Annotated in this window: 19 protein-coding genes; 7 read left to right on the top strand and 12 right to left on the bottom strand. The window is 55.2% G+C overall.

The annotated features are described in order from the left end of the window. A partial coding sequence (locus tag FLS37_RS09965; RefSeq protein WP_198314570.1) for a transposase occupies positions 1-161 on the top strand: 161 nt, incomplete at its 5' end. Between the two features lie 101 nt (positions 162-262). Here the strand turns inward: FLS37_RS09965 and FLS37_RS09960 are convergent. Further along, the gene (locus FLS37_RS09960; protein WP_157669741.1) at positions 263-577 is read right to left on the bottom strand and encodes a DUF2322 family protein; all 315 of its coding nucleotides are present in this window, start codon (positions 575-577) and stop codon (positions 263-265) included. 78 nt (positions 578-655) lie between these two features. Between FLS37_RS09960 and FLS37_RS09955 the strand changes: the two genes are divergently transcribed. Then, on the top strand, positions 656-934 hold the full coding sequence (locus tag FLS37_RS09955; RefSeq protein ID WP_157669740.1) for a hypothetical protein: 279 nt from the start codon (positions 656-658) through the stop codon (positions 932-934). A 77-nt stretch (positions 935-1,011) separates the two neighbouring features. On the opposite strand, the gene FLS37_RS09950 is transcribed toward FLS37_RS09955, so the two are convergent. From FLS37_RS09950 to malQ, 11 genes are all read right to left on the bottom strand, one after another. Further along, positions 1,012-1,947, bottom strand: coding sequence for an HD-GYP domain-containing protein (locus tag FLS37_RS09950; protein ID WP_157669739.1), 936 nt, complete (start codon positions 1,945-1,947; stop codon positions 1,012-1,014). A gap of 112 nt (positions 1,948-2,059) precedes the next feature. Continuing rightward, the gene (gene iscX / locus FLS37_RS09945) at positions 2,060-2,254 is read right to left on the bottom strand and encodes a Fe-S cluster assembly protein IscX (protein ID WP_157669738.1); all 195 of its coding nucleotides are present in this window, start codon (positions 2,252-2,254) and stop codon (positions 2,060-2,062) included. Between the two features lie 64 nt (positions 2,255-2,318). After that, positions 2,319-2,657 carry an ISC system 2Fe-2S type ferredoxin gene (fdx, locus tag FLS37_RS09940; protein WP_157669737.1) on the bottom strand — a complete coding sequence of 113 codons (339 nt, stop codon included), beginning with the start codon at positions 2,655-2,657 and terminating at the stop codon, positions 2,319-2,321. 11 nt (positions 2,658-2,668) lie between these two features. After that, positions 2,669-4,525, bottom strand: a complete 1,857-nt coding sequence (gene hscA, locus FLS37_RS09935) for a Fe-S protein assembly chaperone HscA (RefSeq protein ID WP_157669736.1) — start codon at positions 4,523-4,525, stop codon at positions 2,669-2,671. Positions 4,526-4,747: 222 nt separating this feature from the next. Beyond that, a complete protein-coding gene (gene hscB, locus FLS37_RS09930; RefSeq protein WP_157669735.1) occupies positions 4,748-5,278 on the bottom strand; it encodes a Fe-S protein assembly co-chaperone HscB in 531 nt (176 codons plus the stop codon). A gap of 100 nt (positions 5,279-5,378) precedes the next feature. Continuing rightward, positions 5,379-5,702 (bottom strand): iron-sulfur cluster assembly protein IscA, encoded by a 324-nt coding sequence (gene iscA, locus FLS37_RS09925; RefSeq protein ID WP_157669734.1) that lies wholly within the window; start codon positions 5,700-5,702, stop codon positions 5,379-5,381. Between the two features lie 94 nt (positions 5,703-5,796). Next, positions 5,797-6,180, bottom strand: a complete 384-nt coding sequence (iscU, locus tag FLS37_RS09920; protein WP_157669733.1) for a Fe-S cluster assembly scaffold IscU — start codon at positions 6,178-6,180, stop codon at positions 5,797-5,799. Positions 6,181-6,525: 345 nt separating this feature from the next. Beyond that, positions 6,526-7,740 carry an IscS subfamily cysteine desulfurase gene (locus FLS37_RS09915; protein WP_157669732.1) on the bottom strand — a complete coding sequence of 405 codons (1,215 nt, stop codon included), beginning with the start codon at positions 7,738-7,740 and terminating at the stop codon, positions 6,526-6,528. Positions 7,741-7,795: 55 nt separating this feature from the next. Continuing rightward, complete coding sequence (iscR, locus tag FLS37_RS09910) at positions 7,796-8,281, bottom strand: Fe-S cluster assembly transcriptional regulator IscR (RefSeq protein WP_157669731.1); 486 nt, start codon at positions 8,279-8,281, stop codon at positions 7,796-7,798. Positions 8,282-8,480: 199 nt separating this feature from the next. Further along, positions 8,481-9,233 (bottom strand): serine O-acetyltransferase, encoded by a 753-nt coding sequence (gene cysE, locus FLS37_RS09905; protein ID WP_157669730.1) that lies wholly within the window; start codon positions 9,231-9,233, stop codon positions 8,481-8,483. A 221-nt stretch (positions 9,234-9,454) separates the two neighbouring features. After that, entirely contained in the window at positions 9,455-11,053 is a 1,599-nt protein-coding gene (gene malQ, locus FLS37_RS09900) for a 4-alpha-glucanotransferase (RefSeq protein ID WP_157669729.1), read from the bottom strand. A gap of 252 nt (positions 11,054-11,305) precedes the next feature. Between malQ and glgB the strand changes: the two genes are divergently transcribed. The 5 genes from glgB to glgA all read left to right on the top strand — a co-directional run bounded on the left by glgB (position 11,306) and on the right by glgA (position 20,038). Beyond that, positions 11,306-13,495 carry a 1,4-alpha-glucan branching protein GlgB gene (gene glgB / locus FLS37_RS09895; RefSeq protein ID WP_157669728.1) on the top strand — a complete coding sequence of 730 codons (2,190 nt, stop codon included), beginning with the start codon at positions 11,306-11,308 and terminating at the stop codon, positions 13,493-13,495. Further along, the gene (glgX, locus tag FLS37_RS09890; RefSeq protein ID WP_232522562.1) at positions 13,495-15,546 is read left to right on the top strand and encodes a glycogen debranching protein GlgX; all 2,052 of its coding nucleotides are present in this window, start codon (positions 13,495-13,497) and stop codon (positions 15,544-15,546) included. Before glgB ends, glgX begins: the two co-directional genes overlap by 1 nt. 19 nt (positions 15,547-15,565) lie before the next feature. After that, positions 15,566-17,212, top strand: coding sequence for an alpha-D-glucose phosphate-specific phosphoglucomutase (locus FLS37_RS09885; protein ID WP_157669727.1), 1,647 nt, complete (start codon positions 15,566-15,568; stop codon positions 17,210-17,212). Between the two features lie 82 nt (positions 17,213-17,294). Further along, positions 17,295-18,569: a glucose-1-phosphate adenylyltransferase gene (glgC, locus tag FLS37_RS09880; RefSeq protein ID WP_157669726.1), complete on the top strand. Its 1,275-nt coding sequence runs from the start codon at positions 17,295-17,297 to the stop codon at positions 18,567-18,569. 35 nt (positions 18,570-18,604) lie between these two features. Continuing rightward, positions 18,605-20,038 carry a glycogen synthase GlgA gene (gene glgA, locus FLS37_RS09875; protein ID WP_157669725.1) on the top strand — a complete coding sequence of 478 codons (1,434 nt, stop codon included), beginning with the start codon at positions 18,605-18,607 and terminating at the stop codon, positions 20,036-20,038. Positions 20,039-20,133 lie beyond the last annotated feature (95 nt).

Below are 20,133 nucleotides of genomic sequence, written 5' to 3'. Positions count from 1 at the left end.
GGCAATTTGGTGGTAGGACGAAAAACTTCACCGGTGAAGTTTTTTGGGCGCGCGGCTATTTTGTTTCGACGGTGGGTTTGGATGAAGCAATGGTCAGAGCCTATATCCGAAATCAAGAAAAGGAAGATGAGCGTTACGACCAGATGAAGCTGGGGTTGTGACTCGCCGCCTTGGGCGGCACTTGGTTTGTTGACGCCTTCGAGGCGTTCCTCTAATAAGCCCCCAGCTTTGCTGGGGGTCATTTAACTGCTTGCTTGTATTTTCAATCTTTGCCGATCAGGCGGACTGCCAGTGGCGCTGCGCCGTTGGCGATGGGAAATAGCCGGTCGATATTGGGGTGTTTGCCGGGGTTTTGCTCGGCATCGAGCGTGTGTTCGGCGTAAATGCGCAGCCCTTTCTGCGCGGCAATATTACTGATGGCACCAAATTCCTGATACAGCGCGTGGTAAACCCGCACGCTGCCTGCCTGGCCGGGTTTGTTCTCGATGCGGGCAAGTACTTCATCGCCATTCAGTAGCTCGATGGCGCTTAAATGATCCACTGTGGCTAATGTTGCCAGCTGTTCGGCAAAATTCATAAGTTCACCTTGTCAACGGTTTGAATAGTCCACGCGTTATATCACACAAGCGCAAGGTGCGCTTCAATCAGGAGAACTATGATGCGTAATTCAATTTTGTTGGCTGTATTTGCTGCAACGCTGGCTGGCACGGCCATGGCAGATCACGGACATGGACACGGCAAAATGCCGCGTGGCGATGTGAGCAAGGCTGACTTTTTGCAGCGCATGGAGCAGCGTTTTGATGCGATGGACAGCAATAAAGATGGCGTACTGTCTGAAGCCGAGCGTAAAGCTGCACATGAAAAAATGCGCGGCATGAGGGAAGAAAAACGCAAAGCGCGAATGGCCAGTAAAGCGAGTGCGGTCAACAAATAATGGCTGGCTCAAATCATCGCAGACCGAACTAATTGTCAATCAGATCCGGCGGGCAGCTTTGCTGCTCGCCAATTGTTTTAGGCCTTGGCCGGCGCGCCCCAGATTTCGCTCAGCGGCAATTGGCCGGCAATAATCCGGCTATCGAGCACATGGATAATCGACGCATCAAAATCAGCGCAATTGCGCAATACCGGCTTGCCCAGTAATTGATCGTTGGCATCAAACAGCGACAACACCAGTGGCGTGCTATCGAGCTTGCCGCGCCTTACCACGACGGCCGTTTCGCCATTAATCAGATGGACAATACTGCCTGGTGGATACAGCCCCAGCGTCGATAAAAACAACTGCGCCAGTTTCTGATCCACTGTGCCTGCCCCGCTATTGAGCGTGCTGAACATGGCCGAGTCCGCCAGCTGGCGGCGGCGGTAACTGCGGTTGGCCAGCATGGCGCAATAGCGGTCGGCCAACCCCAATAGACGGGCGTCGAAATGAATATCGGTGCCATTGAGCTTGCGCGGATAGCCGCTGCCATCGGGCGCCTCATGGTGTTGCGCCACGCAATCGAGCCAGTGAATATCCGATACGCCCAGCATGCGCAGCTGGTCGCGGCCAATCAGTGGATGCTCTTGCATCTGGCTACGCTGCTCAGGGGTGAGTGGGCCTTCCTGCTCGGCCAGCAGGGCTTCAAGCGCATGCATGCCAATATTCATCGTCAGCGCCGCGGCAACAACCGAGCTGCGTTGCAGTGCGTTCTGCCCCAGATTGGCCAGCGTCAGATCGGCCACGATTGCCACGTCAACCGCGTGGCGGATCGGGTAAGGCGTTTCCAGCTCAAGCAAAATAGTGCCCAGTGCGACCTCGGCCGATTGCTGGCAGGCCAGTTGTACCTGCTGCACGATGTCGGTCACTGAGGCGGTGAAGTTCTCAGCAGCCAGCGGATCGTTCAGTAAGACACCCAGATCAAGCCGAGCCTGACGGATAAGCTGCAAAGAGGAAAGAGGTGAGCTGGCCATAAAATGTATGCGACTGATCAAGCGGCTATATTAGCGCATGCGAATAAAAACAGCGTGAGTTTAAGCTCACGCTGTTACAAAAATTGCCAATTTGCAAGCCGGCGAAGTTGTCTTATTCGGCTTCGTCCATCCAGACCATTTGTATTGCCTCGAGAATTTTCTCGCCGCAATGTTTTGGATCGTCGTCAAAGCCATCAAGCGCCAAAACCCAATCGCGCAAATCGGTGAAGCGGATGGTTTTTGGATCAACGTCGGGGTATTTATCAGCCAGTTCAATCGCGATATCGCGGGTATCAGTCCATTTCATATTCATACTCCTGCTATGTATTGCTCGCTAGATTAATAGAGGTATGGTCTAGCGATAGATACTCTTAGTGGTGTTCGCGCGCGTGATTGATGGTGTATTTGGGCAGCTCAACAACCAGATCAGTATCGGCCACTTCCGCCTGACACGACAGGCGCGAGCAGGCTTCCAGCCCCCAGGCTTTATCGAGCTGGTCTTCTTCCAGCTCGTCGGCTTCGTTCAGGCTATTAAAACCCTCGCGTACCAGTACATGGCAAGTGGTACAGGCGCAGGATTTCTCGCACGCGTGTTCGATTTCGATATCATTGGCCAGTAGCGCATCGCAAATGGTGGTGCCCGGTTCAACGTCGAGTACCGCGCCATCGGGGCACAGCGTAGCATGCGGCAGAATTACGATTTGAGTCATGGTGCTGATTCCTAGATTTCGGTAATTTTGTGGCCGGCCAATCCGCGTTTGACGGCGGCATCCATCCGGCGGCTGGCAAATTCGCCCGTTGCTGCGTTCAGCGCTTCGGTGGCGGCGATAATCGCGTTGGCATCATCTTGCGCACTGGCCGCGTTGAGATTTGCAATTGCCGCGTCAATCTCGGCGCGCTCAGCCACGTTAATCAGCTGGCCGTCGGTATCAAGCGCAACGGTGACGGCGGTGACAATGCTTTCGGCTTCAACGCGCGCTTCGGCCAGTTTGCGCGCCTGCACATCGACTTGCGCGTGCGTCATCGATTCGGTCAGCATCCGCGTGATTTCATCGTCCGATAAGCCATACGACGGCTTGACTGCAATGCTCGCTTCAATGCCGCTCGATTGCTCTTTGGCCGAGACCGACAGCAGGCCATCGGCGTCGACCTGGAAAGTGACGCGAATGCGCGCCGCGCCAGCGACCATAGGCGGAATGCCGCGCAATTCAAACCGCGCCAAACTGCGGCAATCGCTAACGAGTTCACGCTCGCCTTGCAGCACATGAATCGCCATCGCCGTTTGGCCGTCTTTAAACGTCGTGAATTCTTGCGCGCGCGCCGTTGGGATCGTGCTATTGCGCGGAATGACTTTTTCGACCAAACCGCCCATGGTTTCCAGACCCAGCGAGAGCGGAATCACATCCAGCAGCAACCACTCATCATCGCCCTTATTGCCCGCCAATACATTGGCCTGAATCGCTGCGCCGATAGCGACGACTTTATCGGGGTCGAGGTTGGTCAGCGGTTCTTGACCAAATAATTCGCGCACCGCTTTGCGCACATGCGGCATCCGCGTCGCGCCGCCAACGAGCACCACGCCTTTGACGTCTTCAATCGTTAATTTCGCATCGCGCAGCGCTTTTTTGACCGGCAACAGCGTTTTGCTGATTTGATGCGCTGTCATTTTATGGAACTGCTCGGCAGTCAATTCCAAATCGATCACCGCGCCGTCGGACAACACCGCTGTGATGCGCGTGCTATCGCGGTCGGTTAGCGATTCTTTTGCTTCGCGTGCGCGCGTCAGCAATAGGCGCTGATCGTTGGCGTTCGGGCCGTGAATATCGGCTTGTTCCAGAATCCAGCAATAAATACGGTGGTCGAAATCATCGCCGCCGAGTTGCGAATCACCTGAAGTTGCGCGCACTTCAAACACGCCGCGCGTTAGCTCCAGAATCGACACGTCAAACGTGCCGCCGCCCAAGTCGTAAATCACATACGTGCCTTCGGATGCATTATCGAGGCCATAGGCAATCGCCGCCGCAGTCGGCTCGTTCAATAGGCGAAGGACATTCAGACCGGCGAGCTTGGCTGCGTCTTTGGTCGCCTGGCGCTGCGCATCGTCGAAGTAGGCGGGCACCGTGATCACCGCGCCAACGAGTTCACCACCCAGGCTTTCTTCGGCGCGGTGCTTGAGGTTTTTTAAAATTTCGCTAGAGACTTCAACCGGGCTTTTGACGCCAGCGCGCGTTACCAGTTTGAGCATTCCCGGCTCATCGACGAAGCGATATGGCGTGGCCAGATCGGCGATGTCGGTAATGCCGCGACCCATAAAACGTTTGACCGACACAATGCTATTGCCCGGGTCTTCGTTCTGTTTATGCTGCGCTGCATGACCAACCAGCAAGGTGTTTTCGAGGCCGTAATGCACCACCGATGGCAGCAGTGTGCGGCCATCGTGGTCGGGCAGGCAGACCGCGCTGCCGCTTTTGACGGTGGCAACCAGGGAGTTGGTCGTACCCAAATCGATGCCGACCGCGAGGCGGTGTTGGTGCGGAGCAGCAGAAAGACCGGGTTCGGAGATTTGCAGCAAAGCCATTGGCTTAAATCCTAAAAATCTAATCGATTAAATGTTTTAAGGTATATGCCTGAAGCGCTTTGTAGAAAAGAGGTTCAGGGATATACCCTTGGTTGTTGTGATGATAATGTAGGGTGGGTTAGGCGCGAAGCGCTGTAACCCACCATGCTTAATAGCAATAAATTAGCATAACGGTGGGTTACGCTGCTCCGCAGCTAACCCACCCTACATTAGCGTGGATTTTCAATACAAAACAGCCTCAATCGCGTCGCCAATTTCCTGATCGAGCTTTTCCATAAAACGTAATTTTCGCACGCTCATTGCCGCGTTCGCAAAGTCTTGTTGCGAGTCGATTTGCGTGGCGAGTTTGTCTTCGAGCGCCTGCATTTCGGCGCGCATTTCGCGGGCCAGATTTTCCAGCGCATCGACGTTTTTGCTCGCTTTCGCATCAGCGATGCTTTCGCGCCATTCCATTTGTGCCATCAGAAAATCCATCGGCATCGCCGTATTGGTTTCTTCCTGCGTATCAACGCCGGCCAGTTGTAGCAGATAGCGCGCGCGGGGCAGGGCAGATTTCAGCGTTTGATAGGCTTCATTGATGTGCGTTGCCGCTTGCAGGCTGGCGCGGCGATCAAAATCCGAAGCGGTCGCGAATTTATCGGGATGGTAGCGCGATACTTGCTCGCGATAACACGCATCAAGCGCTTTGCCGTCGATGGCGAAGGTTGGTGGCAGGGCAAAAAGTGCGAAGTGGGATTGAGCGAAATCGATCATCGGCGTCGTGGGGTGCTAGGGTGCGAAGCTATGCGCATTGCACCGATTTTTGGATGATGGTGCGGCTTGCGCTGCACCCTGTGTTATTCACACCTCACGGTCAAACGCCGAAGCTTTCGCCACAACCGCATTCGTTTTTCACGTTTGGGTTGTTGAATTTAAAGCCTTCGTTCAGGCCTTCCTTGGTGTAGTCGAGCTCGGTGCCGTCCAGATAGGCGAGTGATTTGGCATCGGTGTAGATTTTGGTGCCAAAGCTTTCGAATACCAGATCGGTGTCACTTTCAACGTCGACAAATTCCAGCTTGTACGCCATACCCGAACAGCCCGAGGTTTTGACGGCCAAACGGATGCCCAGGCCTTTGCCGCGTTTTTTGATGAAGTTGGCAACGTGGTTTGCCGCCGCTTCGCTGAGAGTCAGTGCCATTGTGTACTCCATTCGGGTATTGCCCTGTAGCTCAATATAAAATTGTGCTGCAGAGCGATACCCAGGGTATCCTTCAGATTTTCAGATCTTCAGATTAATTGCCGTGCTTTTGCTTGTAATCTTCAACCGCTGCCTTGATTGCGTCTTCAGCTAGGATTGAGCAGTGGATTTTCACCGGCGGCAAAGCCAGCTCTTCGGCGATTTGGGTGTTTTTGATCGCCAAAGCTTCGTCCAAAGTCTTGCCCTTCACCCATTCAGTCACTAGCGACGACGAAGCAATTGCCGAGCCGCAACCGTAGGTTTTGAATTTCGCATCGGTAATCAGGCCATCTTCGCCGACCTTGATTTGCAACTTCATCACGTCGCCACAGGCTGGCGCGCCGACCATGCCGGTACCTACGGTGTCGTCGCCTTTATCAAAAGCGCCAACATTGCGCGGGTTTTCATAGTGGTCGAGTACTTGTTCGCTGTATGCCATTTTGTGTGCCTCTTTGCTAAATCAAAAGTTCCCCAGCTGCGTTACTTCGGCTTGCCGTACTTTTTTGTACTGTCTGCGCCTGAAGTGCCTTGCTGGAAAACTTTTGAATATTTAAATTCTTTCCAGAATCAAACCACCTTTTGGGGTGGATCGTGTGTTTTGCCTGCTCACGATCCATGCAATTGGCGTGGATTGTGATGTCAGACAAGGCGCAGAGCCGCGCCGGTTTTCAATTTTTTAATCTGTATCGCGCCGAAAGGTCGAGCTAGGCGCCGATTTGCGCCGTGGGCTAATGCCCACAAGCAGGTCGGCAACAACGCTCGGCCGCACGCCGCGATGACAGATTTAGTGGGCAGCCCATTCGATGGTCGAAATATCAATCCCTTCCTTGAACATATCCCACAGCGGCGATAGTTCGCGCAATTTGCCGATTTTGGCTTTGCACAATTCAATTGCGTGATCGACTTCGGCTTCAGTGGTAAAGCGGCCAATCGTGAAGCGGATCGAGCTGTGCGCCAATTCGTCCGAGCGGCCCAGCGCGCGCAGGACATACGATGGCTCAAGTGAAGCCGAAGTACATGCCGAACCGGATGAAACAGCCAAGTCTTTGAGCGCCATAATCAGCGATTCACCTTCAACGTAGTTAAAGCTGACGTTCAGATTGTGCGGCACGCGCTGATCCATATCGCCGTTCAAATGCGTTTCTTCGATTTCTTTCAGGCCATTCCACAAACGGTCACGCAATGCGCCGATGCGTTTGTTCTCTTCGACCATATCTTCCCGCGCAATGCGGAATGCTTCACCCATGCCGACGATCTGATGCGTGGCCAGTGTGCCCGAGCGGAAGCCGCGCTCGTGACCGCCGCCATGCATCTGCGCTTCCAGACGGATACGGGGCTTGCGGCGGATATACAGCGCGCCAATGCCTTTGGGGCCATAGGTTTTGTGCGCCGAGAAACTCATCAGGTCCACTTTCAGCGTCGCCAGATCAAGCGCGATTTTGCCAGTCGCTTGTGCGCTATCGACATGGAACACAATACCGCGTTCGCGGCAGATTTCGCCGATGGTGGCGATGTCCTGAATCACGCCAATTTCATTGTTCACCGACATCACCGAAATCAGAATCGTGTCCGGGCGGATCGCCGCTTTCAAGGCTTCCAGATCGAGCAGACCGTTTTCCAGTACGTCCAGATACGTCGCCTCAAAGCCTTCGCGCTCCAGCTCGCGCACCGTGTCGAGCGTGGCTTTATGCTCGGTTTTTACCGTGATGAGGTGTTTGCCCTTGGTCTGGTAGAAATGCGCCGCGCCTTTGAGTGCCAGATTGATCGATTCGGTGGCGCCCGAAGTGAAAACGATTTCTTTTGGATCACAGTTGACCAGCTTGGCCACTTCCTCACGCGCGTCTTCAACCGCAGCTTCCGATTCCCAGCCATACGGGTGAGAGCGGCTGGCCGGATTGCCGAACATTTCGGTCAGGTAAGGAATCATCTTGGCGGCAACACGCGGGTCTACCGGCGTGGTGGCGGAGTAATCAAGATAGATTGGTTTTTGCTGAGTCATGAGCTTTGCTCCGGTGCAATAAGCATGCTGATAAGTTTGAAATTGGAATTTGAAATTAATGCGCGTTCTGATGGTTCAGATAGTTTTGGCGCTGATCTTTAACAATGCTGAGCGTCTCGCTGCAGCGTTTGGTTTTTTCCTGCTGTTTCTCGATCAGGCTGGCCAGCGTGACATTAGACAAAAAGCCGTGGATCGTCGTATTGAGCTCGGTCCATAAATCGTGCGTCATGCAGCGCGATTCATCGCGGCAATTTTCGCGGCCACCGCACTGGGTAGCGTCTATGGGTTCGTCAACGGCGGTAATGATTTCGGCCACCGTGATCTCACAGGCGGCACGTGCCAGACAGTAGCCGCCGCCGGGGCCTCGGACGCTTTCAACCAGTGCGCGACGGCGCAGTTTGCCAAACAATTGTTCCAGATAGGAGAGCGAAATATGCTGGCGTTCGCTAATGCCCGCTAGCGTGACGGGGCCGTTGGCTTGGCGCAGTGCCAAATCCAGCATCGCAGTCACGGCGAAGCGGCCTTTTGTAGTCAAGCGCATGGGGTTTCCTTGCTGTTTTTATCTTGCCTCAATGGTATCAAAGCCCGACTAAATTGGTCAAGTAAAAACCCGACTAAAATAGTCGGGTTTGGTGATGTTTTATCGACGGAGAATGTCTTGCTAGCGTGGTGATGGGTATTTCTCTCTGGGCCTTTTTGGATAAGGTGCGCAGAAGAATACCCCGTATCATTCGAACACCTCAATCAACAATTTTGTTCAGATAGGTCGGGTCGAACTTATCGGCAGTGGCGCGCTCTTCCGCGCAATCAACGCCCAGTTGCTCCAGCCGTGCCAGGACCATTTCCAGGCGCTTGTCGGTGGTGACCGAGTGATCAAGCAGGCCGTGAATGGCTTTGACCATTGGATCGTTCATATCTGCGCCCACGCCGTAAGCTGAAAAGCCCAGCTGCTCGGCTTTCTCTTCGCGCTCTTGCTCAATTTGTGCGGCCAGAATGCGGGCCGGTATACCGATTGCGGTGGCGCCTTCGGGGACGTCTTTGACCACCACGGCATTCGAACCGACTTTGGCGCCGTCGTGCAGCGTGATCGGGCCGAGGATTTTCGCGCCAGCGCCAATAATGACGCCTTTACCCAATGTCGGATGGCGCTTACCGTGATTCCACGACGTGCCGCCCAGCGTTACGCCGTGATACAGCGTGCAATCGTCGCCAATTTCGGCGGTTTCTCCGATCACAATGCCCATGCCGTGATCAATAAATACACGGCGGCCAATGGTTGCGCCGGGGTGAATCTCAATGCCGGTCAGAAAACGCGTGATATGCGAGAGCATGCGCGCCAGCAGCTTCCAGTTGCGCACCCACAGGCCGTGCGCAACGATGTGCAATGTGAGCGCGTGAAACCCCGGATAACAGGTCACCACTTCCAGCGTCGAGCGGGCGGCGGGGTCGCGGTCAAAAACCACGCGGATATTTTCACGCAGACGGTCTAGCATGGCGGCGTTTTCAACTAAGTCCTGAAAGACCGACTATTTTACTCGGTTTCTGCTCTGGCTGAAAGGTTTGGGCGAGGTTGGGGATATTTGCCTTGGGGTATATCTCGGAGGCTTAGACTGGGTAAGGTTTGCAGGCTAATACTAAGGCGGGTATGGATGACAGGCCATGGCGGCCTGTCGTCTCGATGGCGGATTATTTCCTGATTAATTCAGTGCGCGTTTCAGAGTGAGCCATGGCGGGCGAAGAGCTGCCCCAGATAGGCCAGTCGTTCGGCGTGCTGCGTGCTGAGCGCATCGGGGCTGAAACGATATTGCCAGTTGCCTGCAGCAACACCGGGCGTGTTCATCCGGGCGTCACTGGCGGCACCAATCACGTCTTGCACCGGGGCAATGGCAAACAAGGCATTGCTGGCCCAGGCCAGCCGGATCAGATCCCAGTGTGCTTCGCTGCCGGATGAATTCATATAGCGGCGGAAATAGTCGCGGTTTTTATCGCTGGTGGCGGTGTACCAGCCCACTGTGGTGTCGTTGTCGTGCGTGCCGGTGTAAACCACGGTATGGCAGTCGGGGTAGTTGTGCGGCAAGTGATCGCTGCTGGCGTCGGCTTCAAAGGCAAATTGCAGTACTTTCATGCCGGGTAGCTTCAATTTGAGCCGCAGCGCCGTGACATCGTCGGTGATAATGCCGAGATCTTCGGCGATGATTGGCAGGTTTTTGCCCAGCGCGCTTTCAATTGCGGCAAATAAGTCTTTGCCGGGGCTTTTCTTCCATTGTCCGTTGACGGCGGTGGCCTCGCCAAACGGCACCGCCCAGTAGGCGGCAAAAGCGCGGAAATGGTCGATGCGCAAAATATCCGTGGTTTGCAGCGTTGCGGCAACGCGCTCAATCCACCAGGTAAAGCCGCGGTCTTTGTGGGCAGGCCAGCGATAGAGCGGGTTGCCCCAGAGCTGGCCGGTGGCGCTGAAATAGTCGGGCGGTACGCCCGCGACTTCAATCGGATCGCCCGCCTCATCCAGCGCAAATAGCTCGCGGTTGCTCCAGACGTCAGCTGAGTCGAGCGAGACAAAAATCGGAATATCGCCAATCAGCTTGATCTGGCGCTCGTTGGCGTAACTTTTGAGTTGCTGCCATTGCTGAAAAAAGATGAATTGCAAAAACTGATAAAACGCGATTTCGTCAGCCAGCGTTTTGCGGTACTGCGCCAGCGCGGATTTCTCGCGCCGCGCCAGTGCATCCGGCCATGAATTCCAGACTGCGCCGTAGTAATAATCCTTGATCTGGTTTTCGCTCAGGCGAGCGTTTAGTCGCTGGTAGTAGGCCTGATATTCCGGTGTTTCATAGTCATTGCGGCGCGCCGCAATAAAATGAAATTTGCACGCCACAAACAGCGCAAAATCGTCCAGCCAGGCGTGTGCTTTGCAAAACGCGGAGAATTCTTTCTTGAGCGCTGCGGGCGGATTCTGGCGGTAATTGGCAAAGGCTGTGCGTAAAACGGCCATTTTCCACGGAATGATGTTGCCGTAATCGACGCGTATAGGGTCGAAATCATGTGCCGGGATGTCGTCCTGGCTCAGTAGTCCCTGAGCCATCAGCAGCTCCGGGCTGATCAGGTAATGATTGCCGGCAAAAGTGGAAAACGACTGATAGGGCGAATCGCCGTAGCTGGTCAGCCCCAGCGGCAAAACCTGCCATAGCGTTTGTTCGGCGGCATGCAGAAAATCGACAAAACGGTACGCCGCAGGACCCAGATCGCCAATGCCGTAATTGGAAGGTAACGAGGTGATGTGCGCAAGTAAACCTGAAGCTCGGGTGAAGGACACTTTAGCTCTCCTGTGGCGTTAAATGTAATTTTTGTGTAAATTATTGCGCGTAAGATATTACAATTTGACTGGTTTGTCTGTTGCGTATTCTGTTCTCGCCACCGCGTAACACTAGCATTGTGCGGGCATACTGTGGCATTTTCGCTCTATGGCATCAGGATTTATCTAACTTGACGCCCATCAGATATTGCTTCAAGGCCGTGCTTGATCAAGCACGTCCCCTTTAAATATGAAAGTTCTGCGAGGAAATCCATGCCGTCTTTGTCCACCCCGGAAATTGGTGCCATTTGTGCGGGCACTCATGGTGATCCTTTTTCAGTCTTGGGCATGCATCTGGTCGATGGGGTTTTGCAAGTGCGTGTCTGGCTGCCTGATGCGAGCGAGTGCAGCCTGATCGAGAGCAAAACCGGCAAAAAACTGGCCGATTTTGAGTGCATCGACGAGCGCGGCCTGTTTGTGGCCAGCGTGCCACGGCGCAAAAATCATTTTGCTTACCGCCTGTGCGTGACCTGGCATGGCGAAACCGTTGAGATTGAAGACGCCTATCGTTTTCCGCCGGTGCTGGGCGATATGGATTTATGGCTCTTGGGCGAGGGCAATCAGCTGCGCCCTTACGAGCGCCTCGGTACCCATTTTCGCACCATCGATGGCGTTGACGGCGTGGCGTTTGCCGTTTGGGCACCGAATGCGCGCCGCGTTTCGGTGGTTGGCGATTTCAATTACTGGGATGGCCGTCGGCATGTGATGCGTTTGCGCCGTGAGTGTGGCGCATGGGAAATCTTCCTACCCGGTGTCGTCGAAGGACAAGGCTACAAATACGAAATTATCGATCAGCATGGCGCGCTGCAGCTTAAAGCCGACCCGTATGGTTTTTCGGCTGAATTGCGCCCGGCAACGGCATCACGCGTTGCGCGTTTGCCAGCGTGGGTGGAAGGCACGCAAACGCGTAAACAGGCCAATTCATTGAATGCACCCATTTCGATTTATGAAGTGCATTTGGCTTCGTGGCGACGCCGCCCCGAAGAGGGTAATCGCTGGCTCTCGTACCGCGAGCTGGCTGTAGAGCTGATTGCATACGTTAAAGACATGGGCTTTACCCACATCGAATTACTGCCGGTCAATGAGCATCCTTTTGATGGATCGTGGGGGTATCAGCCGCTAGGTCTTTATGCGCCTACGTCGCGATTTGGTACCCCTGATGATTTTCGTCATCTGGTGCAAACTGCGCACGAAAATGGCATCGGCGTGATTCTCGACTGGGTACCGGGACATTTTCCAAGCGATAGCCACGGCCTGGCGCAATTTGATGGCTCGCACCTGTATGAACACAGCGATCCGCGCGAAGGTTTTCATCAGGACTGGAACACGCTGATTTACAATTTTGGCCGCAACGAGGTTCGCAATTATTTGATTGGCAACGCGCTCTACTGGATTGAGCGTTACGGTATTGATGGTCTGCGCGTCGATGCGGTCGCGTCGATGTTGTACCGCGATTATTCGCGCAAAGACGGCGAATGGATTCCGAATCAGTTTGGTGGCCGCGAGAATCTCGAAGCCATCGACTTTATGCGCCGCATGAATGAAGTCGTCGGCGTTGAGCGCCCTGAGGCGATTACGCTGGCCGAAGAATCGACGGCCTTCCCGTCGGTGTCGCGTCCGCCTGCGATGGGCGGCCTAGGCTTTCATTACAAATGGAATATGGGCTGGATGAATGACACGCTGCGCTATATGCAGCAAGATCCGGTGCATCGCAAATATCACCATCACCATATGACTTTTGGCTTGGTGTATGCCTTTAGCGAAAACTTCGTGCTGCCGATTTCGCACGATGAAGTCGTGCACGGAAAAGGCTCGATGCTGGCCAAAATGCCCGGTGATTGCTGGCAGCAATTTGCCAATTTGCGCGCGTATTACGCCTTTATGTGGGCGCATCCGGGCAAAAAATTGCTGTTTATGGGCTGCGAATTTGCGCAAGGGCGCGAGTGGAATCACGATAGCAGTCTGGATTGGCATTTAGTCGATGACCCTGATAATGGCTGGCATCGTGGTGTGCAGCATCTGGTGCGCGATTTGAACCGTGTTTATCGCGATTCTCCGGCTCTGTATCAAATCGATTTTGACCATCGTGGTTTTGAATGGATCAGCCACGATGACGCCGATAATTCGATTTTCAGCTTTATCCGCAAGGGCGAGGCCGAGGATGAGTTTATCGTTGTAGTGAGTAATTTCACCCCGGTGCCGCGCCATGGCTATCGCCTTGGCGTGCCACGCGCGGGGGTTTACAGCGAAGTTCTGAATTCCGATTCCGCATATTATGGCGGTAGCAATACCGGTAATCTGCAGCTACCTAGTGAGGGTATTGCCGCACATGGCAGAGCTGATTCGGTCTGCATGACAATACCCCCGCTGGCGACGGTCTATTTGCGCTGGAGCAAGTGCTAATGCTGCAAACGGGCAAACCCTACCCATTGGGCGCCAGTTTTGACGGTCAGGGCGTTAATTTTGCCCTGTTCAGCGAACACGCCAGCCGGGTCGAGTTATGCCTGTTTGATCCTACAGGCCGACTGGAAACGCAGCGCATCGCGCTGGCGGCCTGCACGCAGGGCGTCTGGCATGGGTATTTGCCGCAGGCCAAGCCTGGCCAGCTCTACGGCTATCGCGTCCACGGTGAGTATGCGCCGCAACGCGGCCAGCGTTTCAATCCGCATAAAATCCTGCTCGATCCTTATGCCAAAGCGGTCTTCGGCCAATTTGCCATTGACGATGCTAATCTGGGGTATTGCCCGCAAGATCAGACGCAGATTAATACGCAGGACAATACCCCTGTGGCGCAGAAAGCCATCGTCGTGGCGGAAGCGTTTGATTGGGATGATGACACTGCGCTGCAAACGCCGTGGGCAAACACGGTGATTTATGAAGCGCACGTGCGTGGCCTGACCCAGCTGCACCCGGATATTCCCGCAGCCATACGCGGCTCCTATGCGGCGATTGCGCATCCGGTGATGCTGGCGCATTACCAGAAGCTCGGCATTTCGGCGATTGAGCTCCTGCCGGTGCATTTGCATGCTGACGAGCCACGTTTGCAAAAACTCGGGCTGGAAAACTACTGGGGCTACAACACGCTGAGCTTTTTCGCCCCCGAGCCGACTTACTGGTCGGGCCGTGAAGGGACAACGCCGCTGGCCGAATTTCGCGAGATGGTCAAAGCGCTGCACAAGGCCGGGATCGAGGTAATTCTGGATGTGGTGTTCAACCACACCGCCGAAACCGACGAGCTGGGGCCGACGCTGTCTTTCCGTGGCATTGATAACGCCAGCTACTATGTGCTCAACGCGCAGCACCCTGAGTATTACGAAAACTGGACCGGCTGCGGCAATGTGCTCAATATCGGCCACCCGCGCGTATTGCAGCTGGTGATGGACAGCCTGCGCTACTGGGTGAGCGAATGCCATGTTGATGGTTTCCGCTTTGATCTGGCGCCCATCTTGGGGCGGATCAATGGCGGCTATAGCATCTGCGCGCCGTTTTTTGCTGCGCTGGCGCAAGACCCGCTGCTGGCCAACACCAAGCTGATCGCCGAGCCGTGGGATATTGGCGCTGGCGGCTATCAGCTGGGGCATTTCCCGCTGGCCTGGGCTGAATGGAACGACCAGTACCGCGATGTGATGCGCAAATTCTGGCTGCACGACGGCGTGAGTCGTGCGCTATTTGCCCGCCGCTTTGCCGCCTCCAGTGATACCTTCTACCGCCCACATCGCCAGCCTGGCACCAGCGTCAATTTTGTGACCGCGCACGACGGGTTTAATCTGCGCGATCTGGTGTCATACAACCATAAGCACAATCACGCCAATAAAGAGCATAACCGCGATGGTCATAGCCATAATCTGAGCTGGAATTGCGGCGTTGAAGGGCCGAGTAATGATGAGGGCGTCAAGCTCTTGCGCCTGCGCGCCAGCAAGGCGCTGCTGGCGACGCTGTTATTGAGTCAGGGCACGCCGATGCTGCTCGCTGGCGACGAGCTGGGCCATAGCCAGCAAGGTAATAACAATGCCTATTGTCAGAATAATGACATCACCTGGCTGAACTGGGGTGCAGGCTCGCAGGCCAATGGTGAGCTGATCGACTATATCGCCGAGCTGATCCGCATTCGCCGCGAATGTCAGGCGCTCTCCAGCAATACCTGGTGGACCAGCCTGCCCGATGCGGCTGGCGTCACCGATGTGGTCTGGCTTAACCCGTCAGCCAGCCCGATGCAGCCACACGATTGGGATGACCACGGTGGCCGCGCCATGATGGTGTGGCTATCCAATCAGTTTTTAATCCTGATGAACGCCTCGGCGCATCAAGTGCATTTTCATCTGCCGCCTTTAAATGAAGGCGAGGGAGAATGGACGATGCGCTTGGCGAGTACTGGCGATACCCAATCCGATTTTTCTGGCCGCGATTGCCGCGTCGCCGCGCGTAGTGTCACGATTTTGCAATTGAAAAAATAGTCATTTGATTGAGGGAAGTATGAGTCTTACAACTGTTTCAACTCAGCCATTTGCCGGGCAACGCCCCGGTACTTCAGGTTTGCGCAAGAAAGTAACGGTATTTCAGCAGCCGGGCTATCTGGAAAACTTTGTGCAGGCGATTTTTGACGTTGTGCCCGAGCTCAAAGGTGGCACGCTGGTGCTGGGCGGCGATGGCCGTTATCACAACCGCGCAGCGGTGCAGACGATCTTGAAAATGGCGGCCGCCAATGGCGTGGCTAAAGTGCTGGTCGGGCAGGGTGCATTGCTGTCGACGCCAGCGGTCAGCTGCGTGATTCGCAAGCATGGCGCAGTGGGCGGCATTGTGCTGTCGGCGTCGCACAACCCGGGCGGCCCCGATGGCGATTTCGGCATTAAATATAACGTCACCAACGGCGGCCCGGCGCCGGAAAAAATCACCGAAGCGATTTACCAGCGCACCACAAGCATTACGCAATACCAGACGCTAGATTCTGATGGGTATGCAGCTGCAGGTGTTGATATTGAATCGCTAGGTGAATATACGTTGGGTGGTATGCAAGTCATCGTAATCGACCCGGTGAGTGATTACGCCGAATTGATGGAAAGCCTGTTTGATTTTTCCGCCATTCGTGCATGGTTCGCGAGCGGAAAACGCATGCGTTTTGATTCAATGTGCGCAGCGTCCGGCCCGTATGCCACGCGGATTATCGAAGGTTTGCTTGGCGCGCCCAAAGGCACCGTCGTAAATGGTGTACCGCTGGAAGATTTCGGCGGCCTGCATCCCGATCCGAATCCGGTGTATGCCGATGATCTGGTTGCTCATTTGACGGCTGCTGACGCACCTGATTTTGGCGCCGCCAGCGATGGCGACGCCGACCGCAATATGATTCTGGGGCGCAACTTTATTGTGACGCCGTCCGACAGTCTGGCCGTGATGGCGGCGAATGCGAGCCTGGTGAAAGGCTACGCAGGTGGCATCGCTGGTGTGGCGCGCTCGATGCCAACGTCGTGCGCCGTTGATGCGGTGGCGAAAAAGCTCGGCCTGCCGTGTTTCGAGACGCCAACGGGCTGGAAGTTTTTCGGCAATCTGCTCGATGCGGGCAAAGTGGCTTTGTGCGGTGAAGAAAGCTATGGCACTGGCTCGAGCCATGTGCGCGAGAAAGATGGCGTCTGGGCGGTGCTGTTCTGGCTCAATCTGCTGGCGGTGACTGGCAAATCGGTCGAAGACATCGTGACTGCACACTGGCAAACCTATGGCCGCCATTTCTATTCGCGTCATGATTACGAAGCGCTCGATACCGAGGCGGCCAATGGCCTGATGGCGCATTTGCGTGAGCAATTGGCGAGTTTACCCGGGCAGCCATTCGGCGCATATGAAGTGGCGCTGGCCGATGATTTTGCCTACGACGATCCGGTTGATGGCTCGCGCAGCGAAAAACAGGGTATCCGCATTATTTTCACCGACGGCAGCCGCATCGTTTTCCGCCTCTCGGGTACGGGCACCGAAGGCGCGACTTTGCGCGTTTATCTGGAAAAATTTGAAGCCGACACCCGCCAGCACGGCGTGGCGACGCAAACGGCTTTGGCCGACCTGATCCGGATTGCGGGCGAAGTGGCTCAGATTGCGACGCGCAGTGGACGTACCCAGCCGACGGTTGTGACCTAATCGCATCGCTGACTTAACACAATTTTTATTCTAATTAGCAGTGCGCAAAGCCGAGCAAGGCTAGAAAATCAGGAGAGGAATCATGGAAGTTCAACTAATCGATAAAGCGACGCTGGCACGCCAGCTGCCCAACCGCGCTGTTGCGCTGGTTCTTGCCGGGGGCCGTGGTTCGCGCCTGAAAGCGCTGACTGATCATCGCGCCAAACCCGGCGTGTATTTTGGCGGGAAATTCCGGATTATCGACTTTGCCTTGTCCAATTGCATTAACTCGGGCATTCGCCGCATTGGCGTGATTACACAATACAAATCGCACTCGCTGATGCGCCACTTGCAGCGCGGCTGGTCGTTTTTGCGCAATGAAATGAATGAATTTGTCGATGTGCTGCCCGCGCAGCAACGCGTTGACGAAGAACACTGGTATCGCGGTACGGCCGATGCGATTTACCAGAATCTGGATATTTTGCGCACGTATCGCTCGGATTATGTCGTGATTCTGGCTGGCGATCATATCTACAAAATGGATTACTCGCGCATGCTGGTCGATCATGTGCTGCTCGGCGCTGAAGTCACCGTGGCGTGTATCGAAGTGCCGCGCAAGGAAGCCAGCGCTTTTGGCGTGATGGCCATTAGCGAAGACCGCAAAATCACTGCTTTCGTTGAAAAACCGGAAAATCCGCCCGCCATGCCGGGCAATGATGCGGTGTCTCTGGCGTCGATGGGGATTTACATTTTCAACACCGCCTATCTGGAGCGCTTGCTCGAAGAAGACATCAAGCTGGAAGGCTCTTCGCATGACTTTGGTAAAGATTTGATCCCCAAGGCCGTATCGGAAGGCAAAGCGTTTGCGCATCCGTTTGGCCTGTCTTGCGTGCTGGAAGATCAGAATGCCGCACCATACTGGCGCGACGTTGGTACGGTGGATGCGTACTGGGAAGCCAATCTGGATCTGGCCTCGGTGACACCTGAGCTCGATGTTTACGATAAAAACTGGCCGATCTGGACGCTGCAGGAGCAATTGCCGCCCGCCAAATTTGTGCAAGATCGCAATGGCAGCCACGGTATGACGCTCAATTCGCTGGTGTCGGGCGGTTGTATTGTCTCGGGCTCGCTGGTGATTAATTCGGTGCTGTTCTCGCAAGTGCGCGTGCATTCTTTCTGCACGATTGATTCGGCGGTGATTTTGCCTGAAGTGGTGATTGGTCGTGGTTCGCGGCTGCGCCGCTGCGTGATTGATCGCGGCTGCGAGATTCCGGAAAACCTGATTGTCGGTGAAAACGCCGAAGAAGACGCACGCCGTTTCTATCGTTCCGAAGGTGGTGTGACGCTGATTACCAAGGACATGCTGGCTAAATTGTGAGACGCGCCACGCCTCACTCCTCACAGGGTTTGAAGATGAAAATTCTCCATGTTTGCGCTGAAATGTTTCCCTTGCTGAAAACCGGCGGCCTGGCCGATGTCAGTGGCGCTTTGCCGCTGGCGCTGGGCGAGCAGGGCGCCGATGTTCGGGTTGTATTGCCAGGTTTTCCCGCTATTCGCGATGGCCTGAGCATTAGCGGTGAAGTGGCCACATTGCAAAGCTTTGCCGGTGAAGTGCGCTTGCTATTCGGGACTACAGCGCAAGGCGTTGGTGTGTATCTGATTGATGCGCCGCATTTGTATGGCCGGGGCGGCAATCCGTATCAGGATGGCAATCAGCATCCGTACGCCGATAATCATGTGCGTTTTGCCCTGCTGGGCTGGGTGGCTGCGCGTCTGGCTGAAGGTGTCGATCCATTTTGGCGGCCTGCGGTTGTCCATGCGCACGACTGGCATGCCGGTCTGGCGCCTGCGTATATTGCCGCCGTGGGGCATCCTGCGCGAACGGTCTTTACCATTCACAATCTGGCCTATCAGGGTGTGTTTGCCCCATCCGATTTTGCGGCAGTGGATTTGCCCGCGCACTTTTTCGATGTCAATGGCGTCGAGTTTCACGGCCATCTGTCGTTTATGAAGGCCGGCATTTACTTTGCCGACCGCGTGACCACGGTATCGCCAACGTATGCGCGTGAAATTACCGGCCACGAGCAAGGCTGCGGTCTGGATGGCTTGTTGCGGGATCGGGGCGAGGCTTTGTCGGGCGTGCTCAATGGCGTTGACGGGGCGGTCTGGAATCCGGCCAGCGACGCTTTAATTGCCGCGACTTATAGCGCTGACAAAATGACTGGTAAAGCCAAGTGCAAGGCGGCTTTGCAGCAAGCTTTGGGGTTGCAGGAAAGCACGGACGCGCCACTGTTTGCCGTGGTTAGCCGCCTCACCGAGCAAAAGGGCTTGCATCTGGTGCTCGAGCGCCTGCATGAAATCACCTCGCGCGGCGGGCAATTTGTGCTGCTGGGCAGCGGTGATGCAGCGATGGAAAGCGCATTTCGCGTGGCGGCGGCCGAAAATCCGGCGCAGATCGCGGTCAGAATCGGCTATGACGAAGCCTTTTCGCATCAGATTATGGCAGCCAGCGATGTGATTATGGTGCCCAGCCGCTACGAGCCTTGCGGGCTAACACAATTGTATGGCCTTAAATACGGCGCTTTGCCGCTGGTGCGCCGTGTTGGCGGCTTGGCCGATACGGTGGCCGATTGCAGTCTGGAAAATTTGCAGGAGGGTATTGCCACCGGCGCAGTATTTGACGGCTTCTCCGGTGAAGAACTCACCCGGGGTATCCGTCGGATATTTGCCTTGTGGGCAAGACCGAAAGAGTGGAAAGCGGTGCGAAAAACCGCAATGAGCTGCGATTTTGGCTGGCAGGCCGCCGCAGAACAATATATGCAGTTATACCGCGCCCTAGGCGCTTAAATAGAAGCGGCTGCGAAGCACGATCACTGCGTTAAACCCCTCGCTCAAAATCTTCATGTACATCAAGTACATTCCGGTTTTTCGTTCGTGGTTTG

The sequence above is a fragment of the Chitinibacter sp. GC72 genome, assembly GCF_009760905.1.
In the GTDB taxonomy this organism is placed as follows: Bacteria; Pseudomonadota; Gammaproteobacteria; order Burkholderiales; family Chitinibacteraceae; genus Chitinibacter.
This window is presented reverse-complemented; position numbering and strand designations above follow the sequence as displayed.